Source organism: Clostridium sp. AWRP (assembly GCF_004006395.2).
Classification (GTDB): domain Bacteria; phylum Bacillota; class Clostridia; order Clostridiales; family Clostridiaceae; genus Clostridium_B.
This window is the reverse complement of record NZ_CP029758.2, coordinates 4,031,980-4,050,553: the sequence shown is the minus strand read 5'-3', so window position 1 is coordinate 4,050,553 and position 18,574 is coordinate 4,031,980. Positions and strand designations below refer to the sequence as shown.

The 18,574-nt window shown below is 31.1% G+C and carries 20 protein-coding genes and 1 pseudogene; 16 read left to right on the top strand and 5 right to left on the bottom strand.

What is annotated here, in order from left to right; all coding sequences use genetic code 11:
- The first annotated feature begins 7 nt into the window (after positions 1-7).
- The 13 genes from modD to DMR38_RS18880 all read left to right on the top strand — a co-directional run bounded on the left by modD (position 8) and on the right by DMR38_RS18880 (position 11,855).
- A complete protein-coding gene (gene modD / locus DMR38_RS18940) occupies positions 8-853 on the top strand; it encodes a ModD protein (RefSeq protein WP_127722959.1) in 846 nt (281 codons plus the stop codon).
- Between the two features lie 288 nt (positions 854-1,141).
- Positions 1,142-1,666, top strand: coding sequence for an FmdE family protein (locus tag DMR38_RS18935; protein WP_127722957.1), 525 nt, complete (start codon positions 1,142-1,144; stop codon positions 1,664-1,666).
- A 5-nt stretch (positions 1,667-1,671) separates the two neighbouring features.
- The gene (locus tag DMR38_RS18930) at positions 1,672-2,490 is read left to right on the top strand and encodes a class I SAM-dependent methyltransferase (RefSeq protein WP_127722955.1); all 819 of its coding nucleotides are present in this window, start codon (positions 1,672-1,674) and stop codon (positions 2,488-2,490) included.
- A gap of 33 nt (positions 2,491-2,523) precedes the next feature.
- Complete coding sequence (locus tag DMR38_RS18925; protein ID WP_243124360.1) at positions 2,524-3,585, top strand: iron ABC transporter permease; 1,062 nt, start codon at positions 2,524-2,526, stop codon at positions 3,583-3,585.
- Positions 3,582-4,334, top strand: a complete 753-nt coding sequence (locus DMR38_RS18920; protein ID WP_127722951.1) for an ABC transporter ATP-binding protein — start codon at positions 3,582-3,584, stop codon at positions 4,332-4,334. Before DMR38_RS18925 ends, DMR38_RS18920 begins: the two co-directional genes overlap by 4 nt.
- 15 nt (positions 4,335-4,349) lie before the next feature.
- Positions 4,350-5,453, top strand: a complete 1,104-nt coding sequence (locus DMR38_RS18915; RefSeq protein WP_127722949.1) for an iron ABC transporter substrate-binding protein — start codon at positions 4,350-4,352, stop codon at positions 5,451-5,453.
- Between the two features lie 241 nt (positions 5,454-5,694).
- Positions 5,695-6,111 (top strand): MOSC domain-containing protein, encoded by a 417-nt coding sequence (locus DMR38_RS18910; RefSeq protein ID WP_127722947.1) that lies wholly within the window; start codon positions 5,695-5,697, stop codon positions 6,109-6,111.
- Between the two features lie 288 nt (positions 6,112-6,399).
- Entirely contained in the window at positions 6,400-7,509 is a 1,110-nt protein-coding gene (locus tag DMR38_RS18905) for an iron ABC transporter substrate-binding protein (RefSeq protein ID WP_127722945.1), read from the top strand.
- A 378-nt stretch (positions 7,510-7,887) separates the two neighbouring features.
- On the top strand, positions 7,888-8,511 hold the full coding sequence (locus DMR38_RS18900; RefSeq protein WP_127722943.1) for a DUF1847 domain-containing protein: 624 nt from the start codon (positions 7,888-7,890) through the stop codon (positions 8,509-8,511).
- A 114-nt stretch (positions 8,512-8,625) separates the two neighbouring features.
- Complete coding sequence (locus DMR38_RS18895; protein ID WP_127722941.1) at positions 8,626-9,360, top strand: DUF364 domain-containing protein; 735 nt, start codon at positions 8,626-8,628, stop codon at positions 9,358-9,360.
- Between the two features lie 69 nt (positions 9,361-9,429).
- Positions 9,430-9,798, top strand: a complete 369-nt coding sequence (locus DMR38_RS18890; RefSeq protein ID WP_127722939.1) for a NifB/NifX family molybdenum-iron cluster-binding protein — start codon at positions 9,430-9,432, stop codon at positions 9,796-9,798.
- 404 nt (positions 9,799-10,202) lie between these two features.
- Positions 10,203-10,934 carry an ATP-binding cassette domain-containing protein gene (locus tag DMR38_RS18885; protein WP_127722937.1) on the top strand — a complete coding sequence of 244 codons (732 nt, stop codon included), beginning with the start codon at positions 10,203-10,205 and terminating at the stop codon, positions 10,932-10,934.
- A complete protein-coding gene (locus DMR38_RS18880; protein ID WP_127722936.1) occupies positions 10,935-11,855 on the top strand; it encodes a SufD family Fe-S cluster assembly protein in 921 nt (306 codons plus the stop codon).
- Between the two features lie 92 nt (positions 11,856-11,947).
- On the opposite strand, the gene DMR38_RS18875 is transcribed toward DMR38_RS18880, so the two are convergent.
- Complete coding sequence (locus tag DMR38_RS18875; protein WP_127722934.1) at positions 11,948-12,808, bottom strand: 4Fe-4S binding protein; 861 nt, start codon at positions 12,806-12,808, stop codon at positions 11,948-11,950.
- 235 nt (positions 12,809-13,043) lie between these two features.
- On the opposite strand from DMR38_RS18875, the pseudogene DMR38_RS18870 reads away from it, so the two are divergent.
- Positions 13,044-13,118 (top strand): annotated as a pseudogene (locus DMR38_RS18870) (IS200/IS605 family transposase); the annotation flags it as partial.
- Positions 13,119-13,350: 232 nt separating this feature from the next.
- Here the strand turns inward: DMR38_RS18870 and DMR38_RS18865 are convergent.
- Together DMR38_RS18865 and DMR38_RS18860 are read right to left on the bottom strand one after the other, a co-directional pair.
- Entirely contained in the window at positions 13,351-14,304 is a 954-nt protein-coding gene (locus DMR38_RS18865) for a (4Fe-4S)-binding protein (RefSeq protein ID WP_127722932.1), read from the bottom strand.
- A gap of 31 nt (positions 14,305-14,335) precedes the next feature.
- The gene (locus tag DMR38_RS18860; RefSeq protein ID WP_127722930.1) at positions 14,336-15,958 is read right to left on the bottom strand and encodes an FAD-dependent oxidoreductase; all 1,623 of its coding nucleotides are present in this window, start codon (positions 15,956-15,958) and stop codon (positions 14,336-14,338) included.
- A 160-nt stretch (positions 15,959-16,118) separates the two neighbouring features.
- Between DMR38_RS18860 and DMR38_RS18855 the strand changes: the two genes are divergently transcribed.
- Complete coding sequence (locus tag DMR38_RS18855; protein ID WP_127722928.1) at positions 16,119-17,039, top strand: LysR family transcriptional regulator; 921 nt, start codon at positions 16,119-16,121, stop codon at positions 17,037-17,039.
- On the opposite strand, the gene DMR38_RS22430 is transcribed toward DMR38_RS18855, so the two are convergent.
- Both DMR38_RS22430 and DMR38_RS22425 read right to left on the bottom strand, forming a co-directional pair.
- Complete coding sequence (locus tag DMR38_RS22430; RefSeq protein ID WP_243124358.1) at positions 17,014-17,343, bottom strand: hypothetical protein; 330 nt, start codon at positions 17,341-17,343, stop codon at positions 17,014-17,016. The two genes, DMR38_RS18855 and DMR38_RS22430, sit on opposite strands and share 26 nt — an antisense overlap.
- Complete coding sequence (locus DMR38_RS22425) at positions 17,336-17,419, bottom strand: hypothetical protein (RefSeq protein ID WP_243124610.1); 84 nt, start codon at positions 17,417-17,419, stop codon at positions 17,336-17,338. The genes DMR38_RS22430 and DMR38_RS22425 overlap by 8 nt, the downstream gene beginning before the upstream one ends.
- A 180-nt stretch (positions 17,420-17,599) precedes the next feature.
- On the opposite strand from DMR38_RS22425, the gene DMR38_RS18845 reads away from it, so the two are divergent.
- Positions 17,600-18,529, top strand: coding sequence for a metal ABC transporter substrate-binding protein (locus DMR38_RS18845; protein WP_127722926.1), 930 nt, complete (start codon positions 17,600-17,602; stop codon positions 18,527-18,529).
- The last annotated feature ends 45 nt before the right edge of the window (positions 18,530-18,574 follow it).

The following is an 18,574-nucleotide window of genomic DNA, read 5'->3' as shown; positions in this document are numbered from 1 at the left end:
GTTACAAATGTATATTTCAGATGAACTCATTGACAAATTTATTAAAGAAGATGTTCCCTATATTGACTTAACTACTTTAGTTTTAGAAATTGGTAATAAAGAAGGTAAGATACAATTTTTTTCAAGGGAAGACGGAGTACTATGTGGAACAGAAGAAGCGGCAAAAATATTTAGCAAATTAAATATAGAACTGACAAAAATAAAAGCTTCTGGCAGTTTAGTAAAGAAAAATGAGGTCTTTCTTGAAGGAAAGGGCAGTGCCAGTGACTTACATATGGCATGGAAAATTTGTCAAAATATTATTGACTATAGTTCTGGCATTGCTACTAAAACAAGGAAATTAGTTGATAAGGCAGCTAATATAAATTCAGATGTTTCTGTTATAACTACAAGAAAAAATATACCTGGTACTAAAGAATTAGCTATAAAAGCAGTTGTTTCGGGAGGAGGCTTTCCTCATAGATTAGGATTATCGGAGACTATACTAATTTTTAAACAGCATTTAAATTTTTTAGGTGGTATCCATGAATTAGCCAAGATGATTAAGAAAATTAAGGGTAAGGTTTGTGAAAAAAAAGTAATAGCTGAAGTTGATTCAATAGAAGATGCAGTTGAACTTTGTAAAAGTGGAATTGATGGAATTCAATTTGATAAGGTTCCCTGTGATAAATTAAAGGAAAATGTAAGTATTCTAAGAGATATTAGTCCATCTATGGTTATATTAGCTGCTGGTGGGATTAATGAAAGCAATATTGAGGATTATGTTGAAACAGGAATTGATGCTATTGTAACAACTTGTGTTTATTATGCAAAACCTATTGATATAGGATGCAAAATAGAGCCTATAATATAGATATTTATTAGGATTGATTATATTTCTGTTTTATATTAGTCTCATAATGGTGCTATCATATCATTATGAGACTAATTCTGTATCATTATAATAAAATTGTATTTCTATTTTATCTAACCTCAATTATAATCTGTTAGAAGAAAATTTAAAAAAATTTAGTTTTAAACAGTATTTTTGTCTTATGCCAAGAATTCTGCTTGTTATAATATATATATTTCCAATTTGTATATCACATTTTGGCTTGAAAATTGCTTGTATAATTTAAATAATTGAAAGGGGAGATTATTGATGAATAAAGAATTATGGAATAAATGTATACAATTTCATGGACATGAGTGTCCGGGACTTGCCATAGGATTTAAGGCATGTGAGGCGGCAGTAGAGAAAATGAATTTGAAATTTTCATCTGATGAAGAAGTAGTATGCGTTACTGAAAATGACGCTTGTGGTGTTGATGCGGTACAAGTTATAACAGGATGTACTTTAGGAAAAGGTAATCTAATATATAGAGGTACTGGTAAAATGGCTTTTTCATTTTTTAACAGAGAAAATGGAAATAGTATAAGGGTAGTTTTAAAACAATTTAAGGGCGAAATGAGTAGAGAGGAAAGAGAAAGGTATATTTTAGAATCACCGGTAGATGAAGTATTTGAAATAAAAAAACCTAAATTTGAGGTTCCCAAAACTGCAAGATTGTTTAATACAGTTATTTGTGATAAATGTGGAGAAGGTGTTCCGGAACATAAAATTAGAATGAGTGAAGGAAAGAAACTTTGTTTGGATTGTTTTGAAGAATATACGCGAGGGTGGTAAAAAGAATGGACATAAGCTTTTTTTCTAATTTATGGAATATTTCAAAAAAATCATATGATATGGAAGAAAAATTTTGGGATGAAAGGGCTGAAGAATTTAATAGCAAAGATATAGAAGAAAAGGAGAGTAGAGATTTTATCTCTATACTAGAATTTATTGAAGCAAGTAAAAATAATAAATTTAAGAACGTATTGGATATAGGATGTGGTACAGGATTTTATTCTAGAAAGTTTTCGGAAATATCTGAATGCGTTACTGCTGTAGATATTTCTGAAAATATGCTTAAGTGTGCCAAAAAAAATTTAAGGGCAAAGTGCAGAAATAATGTAAAATTTGTAAAAAAAGCATGGCCAGACTTAAGTTTAGAAGAATTTAAATGGAAAGAAAAATTTGATTTGGTTTTTGCATCTATGACACCAGCTGTGGATAGCTGTGAAGATCTTATAAAAATGATTGATTGTGGGACAAATTTGTATTTTTTAAGTGGATTTGTGGATAGAAAAGACAGTTTAAAAAATGATATTTCTGAAATAATTTTAGGATTCCATAATAATAAACCCTATGGAAATAAAATGTATAGTGCCCTTAATATACTATGGAATATGGGCTATTATCCAAAGATAAGTTATGTAGATTCAGATTGGAGTAAAAGTCAGCCTGTAGATCAATGTTACAAAAAATGCTTGCTTCATTTTGGAAGAAAAAAGTCTTTAACAGAAGAAGAAAAAGTTTTAATTAGAGATTACATAGAAAGCAAGTCAATAAATGGAATTGTAGAAGAAAAGGTAACTTCTAAAGTGGCATGGTTTTGCTGGAAAAAGTAGAAGCATATAAAATAAGCAAAGGAATTGGTTAAATTGAAAGAAGAGATACATGAAAATTACGAAGAGTATACAGGAAGAAAAAAGATTGTAATTTTATTTGTACTGTTGCTAATTATAATATTTTCTTTATTTTCTATTTGTGCTGGTTCATCAAATATTAAACTGTACCAAATTTTAATGACTATTTTTCAAAATGGGGATGGGTTATCCAATGTTGTAATCTGGAATATACGTCTCCCAAGAGTTTTAGCTGCTATTATAGCAGGTGCAGGTCTATCTGTTGCAGGATGTGTAATGCAAAGTAATTTGAGAAACCCTCTTGCATCACCGTCAACTTTAGGAATATCCAGTGCTGCAGCTTTTGGTGCAAATATTGCTATTATAGTATTTGGAGCAGGAAGCGTTAAAAGTACCGGTAGTGATGCAGTGCTTATAAATAATCCATATATAGTTACTATTTGTGCATTTTCCTTTTCTATGCTGGCTACTGTTGTCATTTTAATGATTGCAAAACTTAGAGCTCTTTCCTCAGAAGCAGTACTTCTTGCCGGAGTAGCTATAGGGTCACTTTTTTCTGCTGGCATTACACTCGTTCAGTATTTTGCCCAGGATGTTCAGGTAGCAGCTGTTGTATTTTGGACATTTGGTGACCTTGGACGTGCTTCTTGGAAAGAGGTAATTATAATGGCAATTCTTATCATAGCATCAGTAATTTATTTTGTTATAAGGCAGTGGGATTATAATGCTATGGACAGTGGAGAAGAAGCTGCGAAGAGTCTTGGAGTGAGTGTAGAAAGAGTACGGTTTGGCGGAATGTTTGTTTCTTCTTTAATCACTGCAGCAGCAGTTTCTTTCCTAGGTATTATAGGATTTATAGGACTTATAGGACCTCAGATAATGAGAAGAATTATTGGAGGGGATCACCGTTTCTTGATTCCGGCATCTGCACTTATGGGATCACTTTTACTTCTTGTTTCTGATACCCTTGCAAGAACCATAATTTCACCTATAATACTACCTGTTGGTGCTATTACGTCTTTTATGGGCGCACCTATGTTTTTATATTTGCTTATGAGGGGGTATAAGAAAAAATGATTTTATCTGTAAAGGGGCTTACATTTAAGTACCCGAGTAGATCTGTTCTTAAAGATATTAATTTTTCAGTAAAAAAAGGGGAATGTGTTGCGATTTTGGGGACAAATGGAGCAGGAAAATCCACCCTACTTAAATGTATAAATCATATATTAAAGGCACAGTCTGGTACTGTATTAATTGAAGGTGATGAAATTTTTAAGCTTAGCCCTATGAAGCTTGCTCAAAGGATAGGTTATGTTTCCCAGCAGCAGGCAAGTGTTAGGACTACTGTTTTTGATTCAGTGCTTTTAGGGAGAAAACCGTATATAAAATGGAATATTTCAAAAGAGGATATTGAAATAGTGAATAAGGCTGTTAAAACGCTGGGACTTGAAGATTATTCTTTAAGATATTTGGATGAGTTAAGTGGTGGTGAATTGCAAAAGGTTGTAATTGCAAGGGCACTTGCTCAGAAACCAGAGGTGCTTCTTTTAGATGAACCCACAAGTAATTTGGATTTAAAAAATCAACTTGAAGTCATAAGAATTATTAGGGAAATAGTTAACACTCAGCAAATTGCCGCCATAATGATAGTTCATGATTTAAATCTTGCTATAAGATTTGCAGATAAATTTGTTCTATTAAAAGATGGGAGTATTTTTGCTGCAGGTGGAAGGGAAGTAATGACACCTAAAAACATTGAAAGCGTTTATTCTGTTTCGGTAGCTATTGAAAAGTATAGAAATACTCCTGTAGTTGTACCATTATAAAAGGGAGAGGTTATTATGTATAAAAAATTTTCATGTATGATAGTTGCCATGTTATTTTTAATTACATGTGTATTTAGCGGCTGCGGCAATAAGGGAATATCTAAATCATCTGAGAAACCAGAAAAAATAAATTTAACTGATATGGATGGAAGAAAAGTTACGATTCCTGCAAATATTAAGCGCGTAGTGGCTATTGGATCAGCAATGAGATTATATTGTTATGTTAATGGTATAAATGAACTTGTTGGTGTAGAAAAGGCACAGCAGACAAGTTCTGACGGACGGCCTTATATGCTTGCAAATCCTGGACTTAAGAAATTACCTGTAATAGGACCTGGATTTCCAGCAGATCCTAATCCTGAATTAATCCTTAATGTAAAACCTGATGTAATTATTGCAGGAGATATTGTTGATAAATCAGGGGCTGAAGAACTGCAAAATAAGACAGGAATTCCTGTAGTAAATCTTACATGTGGAAATAATGTGGTATTTGATCAAAAGATGTATACTGCATTGAAACTTATAGGAAAGGTTATAGGAAAAGAAAAAAGAGCTAATGATATAGTAGATTATATGGAAAATTGTAAGAATGATTTAAGTAAGCGAACTAAAGACATACCAAATGAGGAAAAGCAGAGTGTGTATGTTGGCGCACTTTCCATGAAAGGAACTCACGGTATTGAAAGTACATCAGCTCATTATCCTCAACTTGAAATATTAAATGCTAAGAATGTTGCAGATGAAACTGGGAAAAGTGGATCAGTTATGATTGACAAAGAAAAACTTTTAACATGGAACCCTCAAAAAATAATTATTGACGAGGGTGGATATGCTTTAGTACAGCAAGATTATGAAAAAAACTCCAAATTCTATAATTCCCTTTCTGCAGTAAAAAATGGAGAATTATATGGCCAATTACCCTATGTTGCCTATTATAACAATATAGATACTGCATTAGCAGATACATATTATCTTGGTAAAGTTCTCTATCCTGAAAAATTTAAAGACATTAATCCAGAGAAAAAAGCTGATGAAATTTATAAGTTCCTTCTTGGAAAAGAACTTTATTCTCAAATGGCAAAAGATTATGGAGGATTTAAAAAAATAACATTGAAATAATTGAATAGGTTGATAAACACAAAATAGGCTTATATTGTAGATGTTCCTATAATCACAATATAGGCTTAGTTTTTAGCTGAAATTAATTGATTTGTTAGAATTTTTTTGATATTGTTATATATAGGTAAACAAAACATATATTGTTCAAGATAATTTAGATAAGAAGTATCAGGTGATTCTTAGGTTCAGTTGGATATGTAAAACATATTAAATAAAAGTTTAAATATGGAGGTAGGGTTTAATGGGAAAAGTAGTTTCTTTAAATATTAGTGAAAAAAGAGGAACTGAAAAAATTCAAGTTCCCTCAGTTAATGTCATTGAAAAATATGGTATTGAGGGGGATGCACATGCAGGAAATTGGGATAGGCAGATAAGTATATTACCTATAGAGGCGTTGAAAAAGGTTCCTTCTGATAAAGTTGCGGAAGTTAATAAAGGTGGATTTACTGAAAATATTACTATATCAGGTATTCCCCTTAACAATCTTGGTGTTGATAGTTTAATTCGAATCGGAGAAGTTGTAATTAAAATACTTTATGTAGGAAAAGATAAATACAAAGAATGTGGCAGGCCTTATATAGTTAGTAGAGAAGGCAGATTTGGCATAGTAGTTAAAGGTGGAAGAATAAATGTTGGTGATCCTGTAGAAGTTATCTAGTTTTATAATGATAAAACGTTCTCAAAATGAAATATGTATTTTCTCGGAATGATATTGTTTTAATAGGGACAATATCATTTTTTATATGCATTTTTATGTAAAAGCTTATCTTGTCCAATGGCTGTCGGCTCCAATACTTCCATGTATTCTATTAATATATATTAATTGAAGAATTGGTACAAAAGTTGCTAATTTATTTAAATAATATATTAAATTAGGCATTTTCAAAAATAGACTAGCATATAGACTAGTTATTTTTTGAAAATGCCTTAGGGAAGGTGATAAATTATGCATAGGAAAATTTTAAGTTTATTGCTTGTAACTGTATGTGTAATAACGCTTTTATTTGCAGGATGTTCTTCTAAATCAGCTGAAACTTCAGGTTCAAAATCTGAAAAGATAACTGTAACAGATTTAGTTGGAAGAAAGGTTACATTAAATGCAAAGGCAAATAAAGTTGTAGCCATTGGACCAGGGGCATTGAGACTTTACTGTTATATAAATGGTTCAAAAAAGTTAGTAGGTGTGGAACAGATGGAAAAAGGTAAAGCTGTAGGAAAACCATATATGATGGTAAATCCTGAAATTAAGAAGCTTACAGCTATAGGTCAAGGTGGACCTAATAATTCACCAGATGCTGAAAAAATACTCTCTGTTAAACCAGATGTAATTTTTTCCACTTATTGCTCAGACAAATCGTCTGCTGATGAGTTACAATCTAAAACCAATATACCTGTTGTAGTTATAAGTTATGGGAAACAATCTACTTTTGACCCTGATGTGTATAACTCTTTACAAATTATTGGTAAAGTTACTAACAATGAAAATAGAGCAGAGAAAGTAGTTAACTATATGAAAAATTGTAAAAATGACTTATATAAAAGAACTAAAGATGTTCCTGAAAATAAGAGACCAAGTACATATATTGGAGCTGTAAGTATGAAAGGTTCTCATGGTATTGAAAGTACTCAAGGAAATTACTCACTGCTTAAAGCTGTAAACGGAAAAAATGTAGTGGATGAAACAGGAAAAACAGGTACAATCATGATAGATAAAGAAAAACTTCTTAAATGGAATCCAGATAAGATTTTTATAGATGAGGGAGGACTGCAGGTAGTACAGGAAGATTATAAAAAGAATCCTGATTATTATAATAATCTTTCTGCAGTAAAAAATGGTGAAGTGTACTCACAGATGCCTTATAATTTTTATGATACAAATATTGAAACTGCCATGGCAGATGCCTACTATTTAGGAAAAGTTCTGTACCCTGAAAAATTTAAGGATGTTGATCCAGTAAAGAAAGCTGATGAAATTTATAAGTTTATTCTTGGAAAAGAAGTTTATTCACAAATGGCAAATAGCTTTGGTGGATTTAAAAAGATAACTCTAAAATAATAGGGGCTGTTGTAAGTTAAAAATAAACTTTCTCACATATAAAATTTTGACTTAATATAGAAATATTTCGACCTAAATGAATTCACAATTCACAGTTCACAATGCACAATTTCGGTAGATTTTTCTCCGTTGTGCTGCGAAAAATTTTAAATTTAAAGCTTATTGAAGCTTTGCTTCAATGGTGCTATATTTTAGACTTTCTGAAGTTTTAACGGAAGAAAATCATCCTTAATTGTGAACTGTGCATCGTGCATTGTGAATTAATTGCTTCGCAATATTTTTAAGTTGGAATTGATATATAATTAGCATATGCTATAATTATATATAGGGTACAAAAATAATTTTTAAAAATTAATGAAAAAGGTTTGAGGTGGGAATATGTATACTTGTGCTATGTGCAGTGAACATTATTGTAAAAAGGGAGAACTTGACAAATTGCCTCTTAATTGTCCATGCAATGAGAAAGAGGAACAGGATAAAATAAAAAAACTATATTCTGAAGATGAAAATTATAAATTGGCACATAATTCGGCATTAGTTGAAGCGGAAGGATATTGCAAAAAAACAAGACTTGAAGAGATAATGGACTTTGCAAATAAATGTAATTTTAAAAAATTAGGAGTGGCTTTTTGTGTAGGGTTAAGTAAGGAAGCAAAAATTTTATGTGAAATATTAAAACATAATGGATTTGAAGTTGATTCGGTGATTTGTAAAAATGGAAGTATACCTAAAGAATTTTTAAATATAAAAGACAGTCAAAAGGTAAGGCCAGGCACTTATGAACCAATGTGCAATCCTATAGGACAAGCTATTTTATTAAATAATGCTAAAACGGATTTGAATATAATTTTAGGATTATGTGTAGGACATGATTCATTGTTTATAAAACATTCTAATGCACCCATAACCGTTTTTGCAGTTAAAGATAGAGTACTTGCACACAATCCTTTAGGGGCTTTATATCTTTCAGATGGATACTATAAAAATAAGTTGTATAAATAATTGATAAAAGTTAATGCTATATAGTAAAATTTTAAATAAGGTTTATTTTTATAATGTATAGTATAGTAGCTTACTGAGTTTGAGAATTAGATTAATATTTTGGGGGAATAAAAAATGAATAAAAATGAATTTTATACTGATCTATTTCATAATTTTAGAAAACTTGTAGAAGACAATGGACTTTTAAATGATGAAATAAAAATAACAGGAAAAGCATTAACTGCAGAAGAGGCTATAGGAAATACTGAGAGAAAAGATTTTCCTATTATAAAAGGAAAAGAAAAATTACTTCAAGCAGATTTTAAAGGTGCCAAAGGTCAGGCTTTTACAGATATGCCCAATAATTTTCATGGGAATTTAAAACAAATAATTGAAATGCCTTTACAGACAAATTTTGATACAGCTGTATATATTGCTACTTTAAATGCTGTATGTAGATATTTAGGAATAACAGATAAGACAGTGCATTGTAAAGATGGGGAACCAGAAAAGTGTGCTTTAGAGTTAGTGGAATATATAAAAAATAAATATGGGAATCCTAAAATTGCGCTGATAGGGTTTCAGCCAGCTATGTTAGAAAATTTAAGTAAAAATTATAAAGTTAGGATTGTAGATTTGGATGCCAATAATATAGGAAAAGTTAAATATGGTATAATGGTTGAGGATGGAAGTAAACCAATTGAAGATTTATTGAATTGGTGTGATATTGTGGTTGCTACAGGCAGTACTGTAGCTAACAAAACAATAACAAGTGTTTTACTAGATAAACCAACTATATTTTTTGGAACTACCCTTGCAGGTACGGCAGCTTTGATGAAACTTGAAAGATTTTGTGCTTGTTCAAAGTAATGAAGAACAATAATTAGTGAAATTTTATATTCATTTTTAGATTAAATATATATAAAGTGAGGTAAAAGGATGAATATTGCAGTGGCAGCGGAGGGTGAAAATTTAAATAGTGTAGTATCTGATAAGTTTGAAAAATGTTTATATTTGTTGATTGTTAATATGAGCGATTTAAGTATTAAGGTTATAAAAAATGAAGAACCATGTAAAGGTTTATCTCAAAAAAACCTTGCTGATGAGATATTAAAGTGTGATTGTGAGGCATTGATTACAGGTGATATACAATTGACAGCATTTGATATTCTAGCAGATGCAGGAGTAACAAGGTTTTTTGGAGCAGGTTATTCAGTTGAGAAAGCTCTTGATCTAATGGATAAAAGATTATTAAAATTAATTAGAAACTGTAATGGGACAGATAGCTGTAGTAGCAATTACCACTAAGTATATTTATATTAAGTTAATAAAAGCACTCTTTTTTAACAATAATTTTAGATAATGAATTTACAATTATTTGTGATAAGGAGTGTTTTTTTGCAGCCATCGGATAAATATTTGTTATTTTAGAAATAGCATTATGCAAATATTAAAATTACTATCTAAAAATTTCATAAAATAGATGATATAATGATTGTCAAGGGTGATACAATATATTTGTCAGGAAGAAATATAAAGTTATTCTTGAACTCAGGTGGAGTTTGATTATGAGGAATACCTATCCATCTGAGTCTTAGAAGAACTTATCCAGAGGCGTATCAGCCGTTATCTCCCACCTAAAAAGTATGGGAGTGTTACGGATGGTAGCCATCGGATAAAATGATTTTAATATAATAAGGAGGATTAGATAGATGTTAGAATTAAAGAATTTATGTCTTGAAATAGAAAATGATAATGGAAAAATCAATATTTTAAAAGATATAAACTTAAAGTTTAAAAAGAATAAAATATATGTAATTACTGGTCCAAATGGCGGTGGTAAATCATCTTTAGCTAAAACAATAATGGGAATATATAAAGCTTCTTCTGGAGATATATTATTAGATGGAGAAAATGTCGCAGGTTTAGATATTACCGAGAGAGCTAAAAAAGGTATAGGCTTTGCATTTCAACAGCCAGCAAGATTTAAAGGTATAAAAGTAAATGAACTGCTAAACCTAGCTTCAGGAGATAATAAGGTAAATACATGTAAATTACTTCAGGATGTAGGACTTTGTGCTCAAGATTATATAAATAGGGATGTTGATTCAAGTCTTTCTGGTGGTGAACTTAAGAGAATAGAAATAGCAACTATACTTGCCAGAAACCTCAAAATTGCATTGTTTGATGAGCCTGAAGCAGGAATAGATTTATGGAGTTTTAACAAATTAGTTGAAACTTTTGAAAATATGAATAAAAATAAAGAAACGACTATAATTATAATATCTCACCAAGAGAGAATTTTAAATTTAGCAGATAAAGTTATCATACTTGCAGATGGTCAAATTAAAGAAATAACTTCAAAAGAAAATATACTTGATAAAATAAAAAAGAATGATAACTGTAAATGCGGCGAAGTTTGTCAAAAAGGAGGTACTTTTTAGATGTTGGATGAATTGGATAAAAGTATGTTAAGTCAAATGTCAGGACTTCATGAATTGCCAATTGGTGCTTATAATATAAGAAGAAATGGAGAAAAGGTTGGAAGAAATACTACAGCCAATATAGATATAGTTACAAAAAAAGATAAGCCTGGTATAGACATAATAGTAAAACCTGGTACTAAAGGTGAGAGTGTACATATACCTGTAATTTTAACACAAGAAGGGTTAAATGATGTTGTGTATAACACTTTTGAAATTGGTGAAGGGTCAGATGTACTTATAGTGGCAGGTTGTGGTATACATAATCCAGGTGAGAAAAAATCCCAGCATGATGGAGTACATGAATTTTTTGTCAGGAAAGGTGCTCGCATAAAATATGTGGAGAGACATTTTGGAGAAGGCAGTGGGAATGGTGAAAGAGTATTGAATCCTAAAACAATAATAGAGGTTGAAGAAGGAGGATATGCTGAATTAGAGCTAGTCCAAATAAAAGGGGTAAGCAGTACTAAAAGGGATACAGAAATAAAACTTCATAAAAATGCTAGAGCTGTAGTATCAGAGAGACTTCTTACATATAAAAATCAAGACGCAGAGTCGAAGATAAATGTGGAAATGGTAGGAAGAGATTCTTCTGCACGAATAATTTCTCGTTCTGTGGCACGAGACCAGTCAAAACAACTATTCCATTTAAATATGTCTGGATATGAGAGATGCAGGGGTCATATTCAATGCGATTCCATAATAATGGATAAAGCAACGGTACAATCTATACCTAAAATATCAGCATTTCATTCAGATTCACAACTTATACATGAAGCTGCTATAGGAAAAATTGCCAGTGATCAGCTTATAAAACTTATGTCACTGGGACTTTCAGAAAAAGAAGCTGAAGATACTATATTAAAAGGATTTCTTAAATAGCTGAAAGATGTAAAAATAGCATGTTAAAAATATCCTTTTTTAAAGATATTCTTGACATGCTTCATAATTTCACTGGTTATTGTGTAGAATAATTAATCAATTTTGTTTAATACATCAGCTATAAATTTCTTTTTCCCAATTCTATCCATAACTGCTGAAATTCTTTCAGCTTTATTGCCGGTTTGTTTATAATATTCCATAATGGTATCGACAACTGATACTATTTCTTCTTCTTTAAATATTTTTCCAAGTGAGTCTCCAATTCTCATTCCTCTTCCAAATCTTCCACCAACAAATATTTCTGCACCTTTTTCTTTAGCAGTAGCAGCATTACTGTTGCATACTCGTACACATTCACCACATTCTACACATAAGTTTTTATCATGAACTACTTTTTTATCTACTAACTGTAATGCTTTTTGTCGGCAATTTGTTACGCAAAGTCCACAGCCAACACAATTATCCGAATTAAATTTAGGTACACATCTTCCCATAACTCCGATATCATTTATATTAGCTTTTCCACAGTTATTAGCACATCCAACTATTCCTATTTTACATTTATGTGGAGTATCAGTTCCAAAGTATTTGCGGTCTAATTCTCTGCAGATTGCTTGGGTGTCAATATTGCCATGGAGGCATACAGTTCCCTTACAGGAAACTAAAGGTCTTACTTTTTGACCTGTACCGCCGTGGCGTAGTCCTAAAGCTTTAGCTTCTTGGATTACTTTTTCTGCATCTTCATCCTTGATCCATGGAACTTCAATTTGAAGTCTTGTTGTAAGTCCCGAATATCCTCGTCCATATTTTTCTGCAATTTTATTAATGTTGTTTAATTCTTCCACTGTAAAATTGCCGGCTTTACTTAAAAACCTAACTGAATAATGTTCTTTGTCATTTTGTAATAAAAATCCTAATGCTTTCATTTCTTTTTGTCTTTTTGCACTAACCATAGTGATTATACATCTCCTTTAAAGTTATCATTCATTTTTAATAAGATTGCTATAATAAGAAATGTCTTTACCTTTGTGTTTTATTTGTTTAGCAGTATTACTTGTTTTTATAATATCACTTGTGATTAAATAAGGGAATATACATTGTGTTATAATAATGATAAATAAAACCTCCAATATAAAATAGAAGTGGGTTTGACAACCACAACTAAAATATATTGGAGGTGTGTCTGAAATGGATAATAGTAGCTTATCACACAGCAAGTGGAATTGTAAATATCATATAGTTTTTGCACCAAAATACAGAAGAAATAAAAAATGATACAAAAATATATAAAAAAGCACCTTTTAGGTGCAGTAAGTAAAGACATGCGGTTGGCAGATCGTTCAGTGTGTGAGTAGCACTGCCAATAACATGCCATTATAGGGATAGAGCAAACCACCCTATTTTACGGGTGGTGCTGATTATACCAGTTAAATAATAACTTTGATAATTATATTAAGTAAAATTTTGTATGTTAGAAAGTTGAGGTTATTATTCATTAACAAGTTGCTCCACCAGTTAAATGAAGTTTTGCTTTTAATATTTCTTCTTTTCTCTGCAATATATCATCTGATAATAATTCGGCTTCTACATTTTCAAATCCAAGCCTTTCAATTGTCTTAGCAAAACGTTCTCCAGTTTTTCCTTTTTCTCTAAATAAGAGAAGAGCTTTTTCAATAATGCTTAATGCTTCTTCTTTATCTGTGAAAATCTTATTTAGTGCTTTGCCTGTTACTGTAAGTTTACCCCAACGGCCACCTATATAGATTTTGTAGCCTATGGTACCATCTTCAATTGCATCAAAATGACACTTCCCAATACAGCGTCCACAATTGTTACATATGTTGGTATCTATGTTCAAGATGCCATCCACTACTTTGGCAGCTTTCATGGGGCAAGCTTCTTCTACAGAACACTTTTTACATCCATTACAGCTTTCTTCATCAAAATTAGGTATTCTTTGACCTATAATTCCTAAATCATTTAAATTAGGTTTTACACAGTTATTTGGACATCCGCCTACTGCAATTTTAAATTTATGAGGTAGTTTTACATCCACATATCCTTCATAAAACTTTTTATGAATCTCTTCTGATAAAGCGTAAGTATCAATGAGACCATATTGACAGGTTGTTCCTTTACAACTTACTATAGGACGTACTTTAGAGCCTGTACCGCCAGTAACCAAACCCTCTTTTGCAATATAATTTCTGAAATCATCAATTTTATCATATGGAATACCCTGACATTCCATTGTAAGACGTGTAGTCATAACAACTGTACCATTACCATATAATTTAGCTGCTTCTGCAATGCAATTCATTTTGTCGGTGTTGATCTTACCATTTACAGTAATTACTCTTGCAGAGAAATTATCTGTACCCTTGTTACTTAAAAAACCAAGGGCTTTTACTTTTTTTTCATTTTCAGCACTAACTGTTAATGTAGCCATAAACTTGGTTCCTCCTTAAATAATATTTTATTTATTTAATATGGTTAAATGTTAATCCTCCTTCAAGGACCAATGTATTTTTATATCCATAAAATTTTAGTCGGTTTTGTAACATGTAAGCACGTTTTCCTTTTGCACATACAAGCAGTAATTTGTCATCTTTATTAAGGTTTTCCACTTCTCCATTTACCTTTGTAAGATCAATGTATTCTGCTGATTGTATCGTAGGAGTGATGGAGGCATCTATTATTTTGTAATCAGAACATTCTCCTCTCTGATAATCAGCAGGGGTAACTGTTGAGAAGTCACCATCTATCTTATTCAACAAGATATTCACAGTAGTTGTAAAAGGATGAATTGCTGTTGAAAAAGGTGGTGCATAGGCTAAATCCATGTTTTCTAAATCTTTTAAGGTAGCATTTAAAGTAAGTGCTGTTGCAGCAATATCAACTATTTTATCAACAGCACCTTTCCCAAGTACCTGTATACCTAGAAATTTTTTTGTAGTTTTGTCTGCAACCATCTTTATAATGAAGAAAGAAGAATCAGGATAATAATGAGCTTTGTCATCTACAACGCTTATAACGCTGATTGGATCATATCCTTGATTTGATGCAGCTTCTTCTGATAATCCTGTTTTTCCAACATTGAGTTCGGGAAGTTTTGTTATTCCGGTACCAAGAACACCTGGATAAGTTACTTTTCTATTGTTTATGTATTGTGCTAGTGTACGGCCTTCCATGTTTGCAGAAGAACCCATTGGTGACCATGCTGATGATTTTGTTATTCTATTTGTTACGCATACACAATCTCCAATAGCAAATATATCTTTTAAATTTGTTTGTAGATATTCATCTACTTGAATTGTCTTATTTGGCATTAGTTTAATACCAGAATCTTTTAGAAAATCAGTATTTGGCTTGATACCAATAGAGAGAATAACTGCATCCGTTTTCATTTTCCTTTTATCTGTTTGGATCTTTTCAACTTTTGTATCTCCAATAATAGCCTCTAATTTTGTACCAGGAAAAGCAATGATACCTCTGTCTGCTAGATGATTTTCTACATAATCTGCAATTTCAGGATCAAAACCTGGTAAAATATGATCTGCCATATCTATAACTGATACTTTTATATTTTGTTTAGCAAGATTTTCAGCAGTTTCTAAACCAATAAATCCGCCTCCAACTATAACTGCACGTTTTACATTACCGGATTTTAGTAAATCCTTTATTGCAGTAGCATCATCTGGTGTACGCAATACAAATACACCATCTAAATCTATTCCTTCAAAAGGAGGTTTTATAGGTTTTGCACCAGTGGATATGATAAGCTTGTCATACGAATAGGTAGAAGTCTCTTTTGTATTTAAATTTACAGCGTCTACTGTTTTTTTATCACTGTTAACTGCAGTTACTTCTGTTTCCGTTAAAACATTAACTCCAGTAAGCATAGAAAAGCTTTCAGGAGTATTTACAATTAATTGATCTCGTCTTTTAATAACATCTCCAATATAGTAAGGAAGACCGCATCCTGCATAAGAAATATCTTTGCTCATTGTTAGAATTGTAACTTCATCTTTTCTATTTTCACGTTTTAATTTTGCAGCTACTTTTGTGCCAGCAGCCACTCCGCCAATTATTAAGATTTTCATAATGTAACATCCTCTTTCATTAATATTTGTATAATCTTATATGTTTAGCAGTACTGCTTATTTTCATAATATCACTTGTTATTAAATAAGGAAAATGATATTATTTAATAATAATAATAGGTAAAACCTATTAAAAATTTGAGAGAGGATTATAACTAATATGACAATTCGACATTTAAAAATTTTTATTGCTGTAGTAGAGACAGGTAAAATGAGTACGGCTGCAGCTCGATGTTATATCTCGGAACCAACTGTTAGCCAGGCAGTTAGGGAATTAGAGGATCATTATGGTGTATTGTTATTTGAACGGATTGGTAAAAAACTATATATTACAGAAGCAGGGAAGAACTTATTTGCTTATGCTAGAATGCTAGTAAATCAGTTTGATGAACTAGAAGATAATATGCTGAAGGGATTTTCAGAAAAGCTTAGGATTGGAGGTACTATAACTGTGGGTTCCTGTATTATGCCTCAACTTATAAATCAATACCACAAAATAAAACCTCAGGTTGAGACCTTCGTTTATATTAATAATACTAAGTTTATAGAAGAAAAATTACTCAAATCTGAATTAGATATTGGTATTGTGGAAGGTAAAATTAAAAGCCGGGATTTAGTTGCGCTTCCAATGATAAATGATTATCTTGTAATAGTATGCAGTAAGAACCATAGATTTTCAGGATGTAGTAGTATTTCTGTTAAGGATTTGGAAAAAGAATATTTTGTAATGCGTGAAGAAGGAAGCGGTACAAGGGAACTTTTTGAGAACTATATTTCCAGGTGTGGAGCAAATATAAATATTAAGTGGGAAGTAACTTGTCCAGATATGATGAAGAAAATAGTAATTATGAATAATTGTCTTGCAGCTATATCTGCAAGATTAGTTGAAGAAGAAGTAAAAAAAGGTCTGTTGTATGTGATAAAAAGTAATGAACAAGCTTTAGACAGATCTTTTAGTTTGGTATATTACAAAAATAAATTTGTTAACGATAATATGAAGAGCCTGATGCATATATTAGAACAATATAAAGAAAATGATATTTTAAGCGGGATTTCTACTGGAACTTTAATGGACATATAATGTTTTTAAACTTAATCAGTGCTATTAATGTAAATATATTTGGATCATCGTTAATTCCATTAAGAAAAGCAAAAAAATTTTTTTCAGTCATAACAATTTCCGCATTTTTAGTCACACTAGAGTTTTTTCTTAGTGATTTTGTGTTTGCTTGAGTAGAATTTTGTACTATATTGATTTCTTTTGTATCTGCTATTTGTTGATTTAATCCACCTGGATTCACTAAAATACCAATGATTATTGGAATCCCAAATATTAAGTAGCCAAACCTTGGTTTATCATTTGGAGTACTTATTATTTTAGGCATTTGAAAAAATTCCCAAAACCAACAAAGCTATGGAAGCGAACATAACGTACTTATTCATAGTAGGGGTTATAAACATATTAATCTTTTTTGAAGAAACTAATTTATAAAAATAGAATGAAATTGCAAGAAGAAATATACACCATGTAAATTCTCCTAATGATATTTAAGGTGGAAGCTGTTGACAGTTTAGGTATATATGTATATTATATATGTAAATGCAATCGATTTGCAACAACTTTATTTAAGGAGTGAAAAAATGTATAGAAAAATAATCTCAATTTTAATGTTAATGTGTAGTCTTGTAACTTTTTCGGCATGTGGTAATGCTAATGTGAGCAGCAATAATAAGGCTGCAGATAAAAAGGAATCTCATGGAAAAATTCAAGTTGTAGTTTCCTTTAATGCTATGAGAGAATTTGCTGAAGCAGTAGGTAAGGATAAGGTAGAAGTTAAGACAGTAATTCCAAATGGGGTTGAGCCTCATGAATATGAGCCTAAAGCAAAGGATCTTGAAGATTTAAACAAAGCTAAAGTATTTGTTTATAATGGGCTTGGAATGGAGTCATGGGTGGACAAGTCTTTAAAAGTTATAAATAACAAACAATTAGTTGTTGTTGAGGCATCAAAGGGTTTTGAGTCAATAAAGAATACTGATGAAGGTGAAATTAAGGAACATGGACAAAATGATCCTCACGTTTGGGTAAGTTTAAAGGGTGCGGAATTTGAAGCAAAGAACATAAAAGAAGCTTTAGTAAAGGCTGATCCATCTAATAAAGATTATTATGAGAAAAATTATAAAGATTTTTCAAATCAACTTAACAGTTTATATAATGATTATAAGAAAAGGTTTGATAAAGTAGCTAATAAAAATTTTGTTACAGGTCATGCAGCCTTTGCTTATCTTTGTAGAGATTTTGGACTAAAACAAAATAGTGTAGAAGATGTATTTGCAGAAGGTGAGCCAACAACTAAAAAGATGGGAGAGTTAATTAATTACTGTAAGCAAAATAAAATAAAAACTATATTTGTAGAGGACATGGTAAGTCCTAAGGTTTCAAATACCCTTGCTAAAGAAGTCGGAGCAAAAGTGAAAAAGATATATACAATTGAAAGCAAGGAAGATAATAAAAATTATATTCAAAGTATGAAGAGTAATTTAGAATTAATATATAATAGTTTAAAATAGGTTAAGGCATTTTCAAAGAAATTAAAAATAGGAGTTATGCACTAA

Excerpts from the sequence above, each read along its gene's own strand:
- modD (WP_127722959.1), top strand. The coding sequence starts at position 8 with ATGTATATTTCAGATGAACTCATTGACAAATTTATTAAAGAAGATGTT.
- DMR38_RS18935 (WP_127722957.1), top strand. The coding sequence starts at position 1,142 with ATGAATAAAGAATTATGGAATAAATGTATACAATTTCATGGACATGAG.
- DMR38_RS18930 (WP_127722955.1), top strand. The coding sequence starts at position 1,672 with ATGGACATAAGCTTTTTTTCTAATTTATGGAATATTTCAAAAAAATCA.
- DMR38_RS18920 (WP_127722951.1), top strand. The coding sequence starts at position 3,582 with ATGATTTTATCTGTAAAGGGGCTTACATTTAAGTACCCGAGTAGATCT.
- DMR38_RS18915 (WP_127722949.1), top strand. The coding sequence starts at position 4,350 with ATGTATAAAAAATTTTCATGTATGATAGTTGCCATGTTATTTTTAATT.
- DMR38_RS18910 (WP_127722947.1), top strand. The coding sequence starts at position 5,695 with ATGGGAAAAGTAGTTTCTTTAAATATTAGTGAAAAAAGAGGAACTGAA.
- DMR38_RS18905 (WP_127722945.1), top strand. The coding sequence starts at position 6,400 with ATGCATAGGAAAATTTTAAGTTTATTGCTTGTAACTGTATGTGTAATA.
- DMR38_RS18900 (WP_127722943.1), top strand. The coding sequence starts at position 7,888 with ATGTATACTTGTGCTATGTGCAGTGAACATTATTGTAAAAAGGGAGAA.
- DMR38_RS18895 (WP_127722941.1), top strand. The coding sequence starts at position 8,626 with ATGAATAAAAATGAATTTTATACTGATCTATTTCATAATTTTAGAAAA.
- DMR38_RS18890 (WP_127722939.1), top strand. The coding sequence starts at position 9,430 with ATGAATATTGCAGTGGCAGCGGAGGGTGAAAATTTAAATAGTGTAGTA.
- DMR38_RS18885 (WP_127722937.1), top strand. The coding sequence starts at position 10,203 with ATGTTAGAATTAAAGAATTTATGTCTTGAAATAGAAAATGATAATGGA.
- DMR38_RS18880 (WP_127722936.1), top strand. The coding sequence starts at position 10,935 with ATGTTGGATGAATTGGATAAAAGTATGTTAAGTCAAATGTCAGGACTT.
- DMR38_RS18875 (WP_127722934.1), bottom strand. The coding sequence starts at position 12,808 with ATGGTTAGTGCAAAAAGACAAAAAGAAATGAAAGCATTAGGATTTTTA.
- DMR38_RS18865 (WP_127722932.1), bottom strand. The coding sequence starts at position 14,304 with ATGGCTACATTAACAGTTAGTGCTGAAAATGAAAAAAAAGTAAAAGCC.
- DMR38_RS18860 (WP_127722930.1), bottom strand. The coding sequence starts at position 15,958 with ATGAAAATCTTAATAATTGGCGGAGTGGCTGCTGGCACAAAAGTAGCT.
- DMR38_RS18855 (WP_127722928.1), top strand. The coding sequence starts at position 16,119 with ATGACAATTCGACATTTAAAAATTTTTATTGCTGTAGTAGAGACAGGT.
- DMR38_RS22430 (WP_243124358.1), bottom strand. The coding sequence starts at position 17,343 with ATGCCTAAAATAATAAGTACTCCAAATGATAAACCAAGGTTTGGCTAC.
- DMR38_RS22425 (WP_243124610.1), bottom strand. The coding sequence starts at position 17,419 with ATGTTTATAACCCCTACTATGAATAAGTACGTTATGTTCGCTTCCATA.
- DMR38_RS18845 (WP_127722926.1), top strand. The coding sequence starts at position 17,600 with ATGTATAGAAAAATAATCTCAATTTTAATGTTAATGTGTAGTCTTGTA.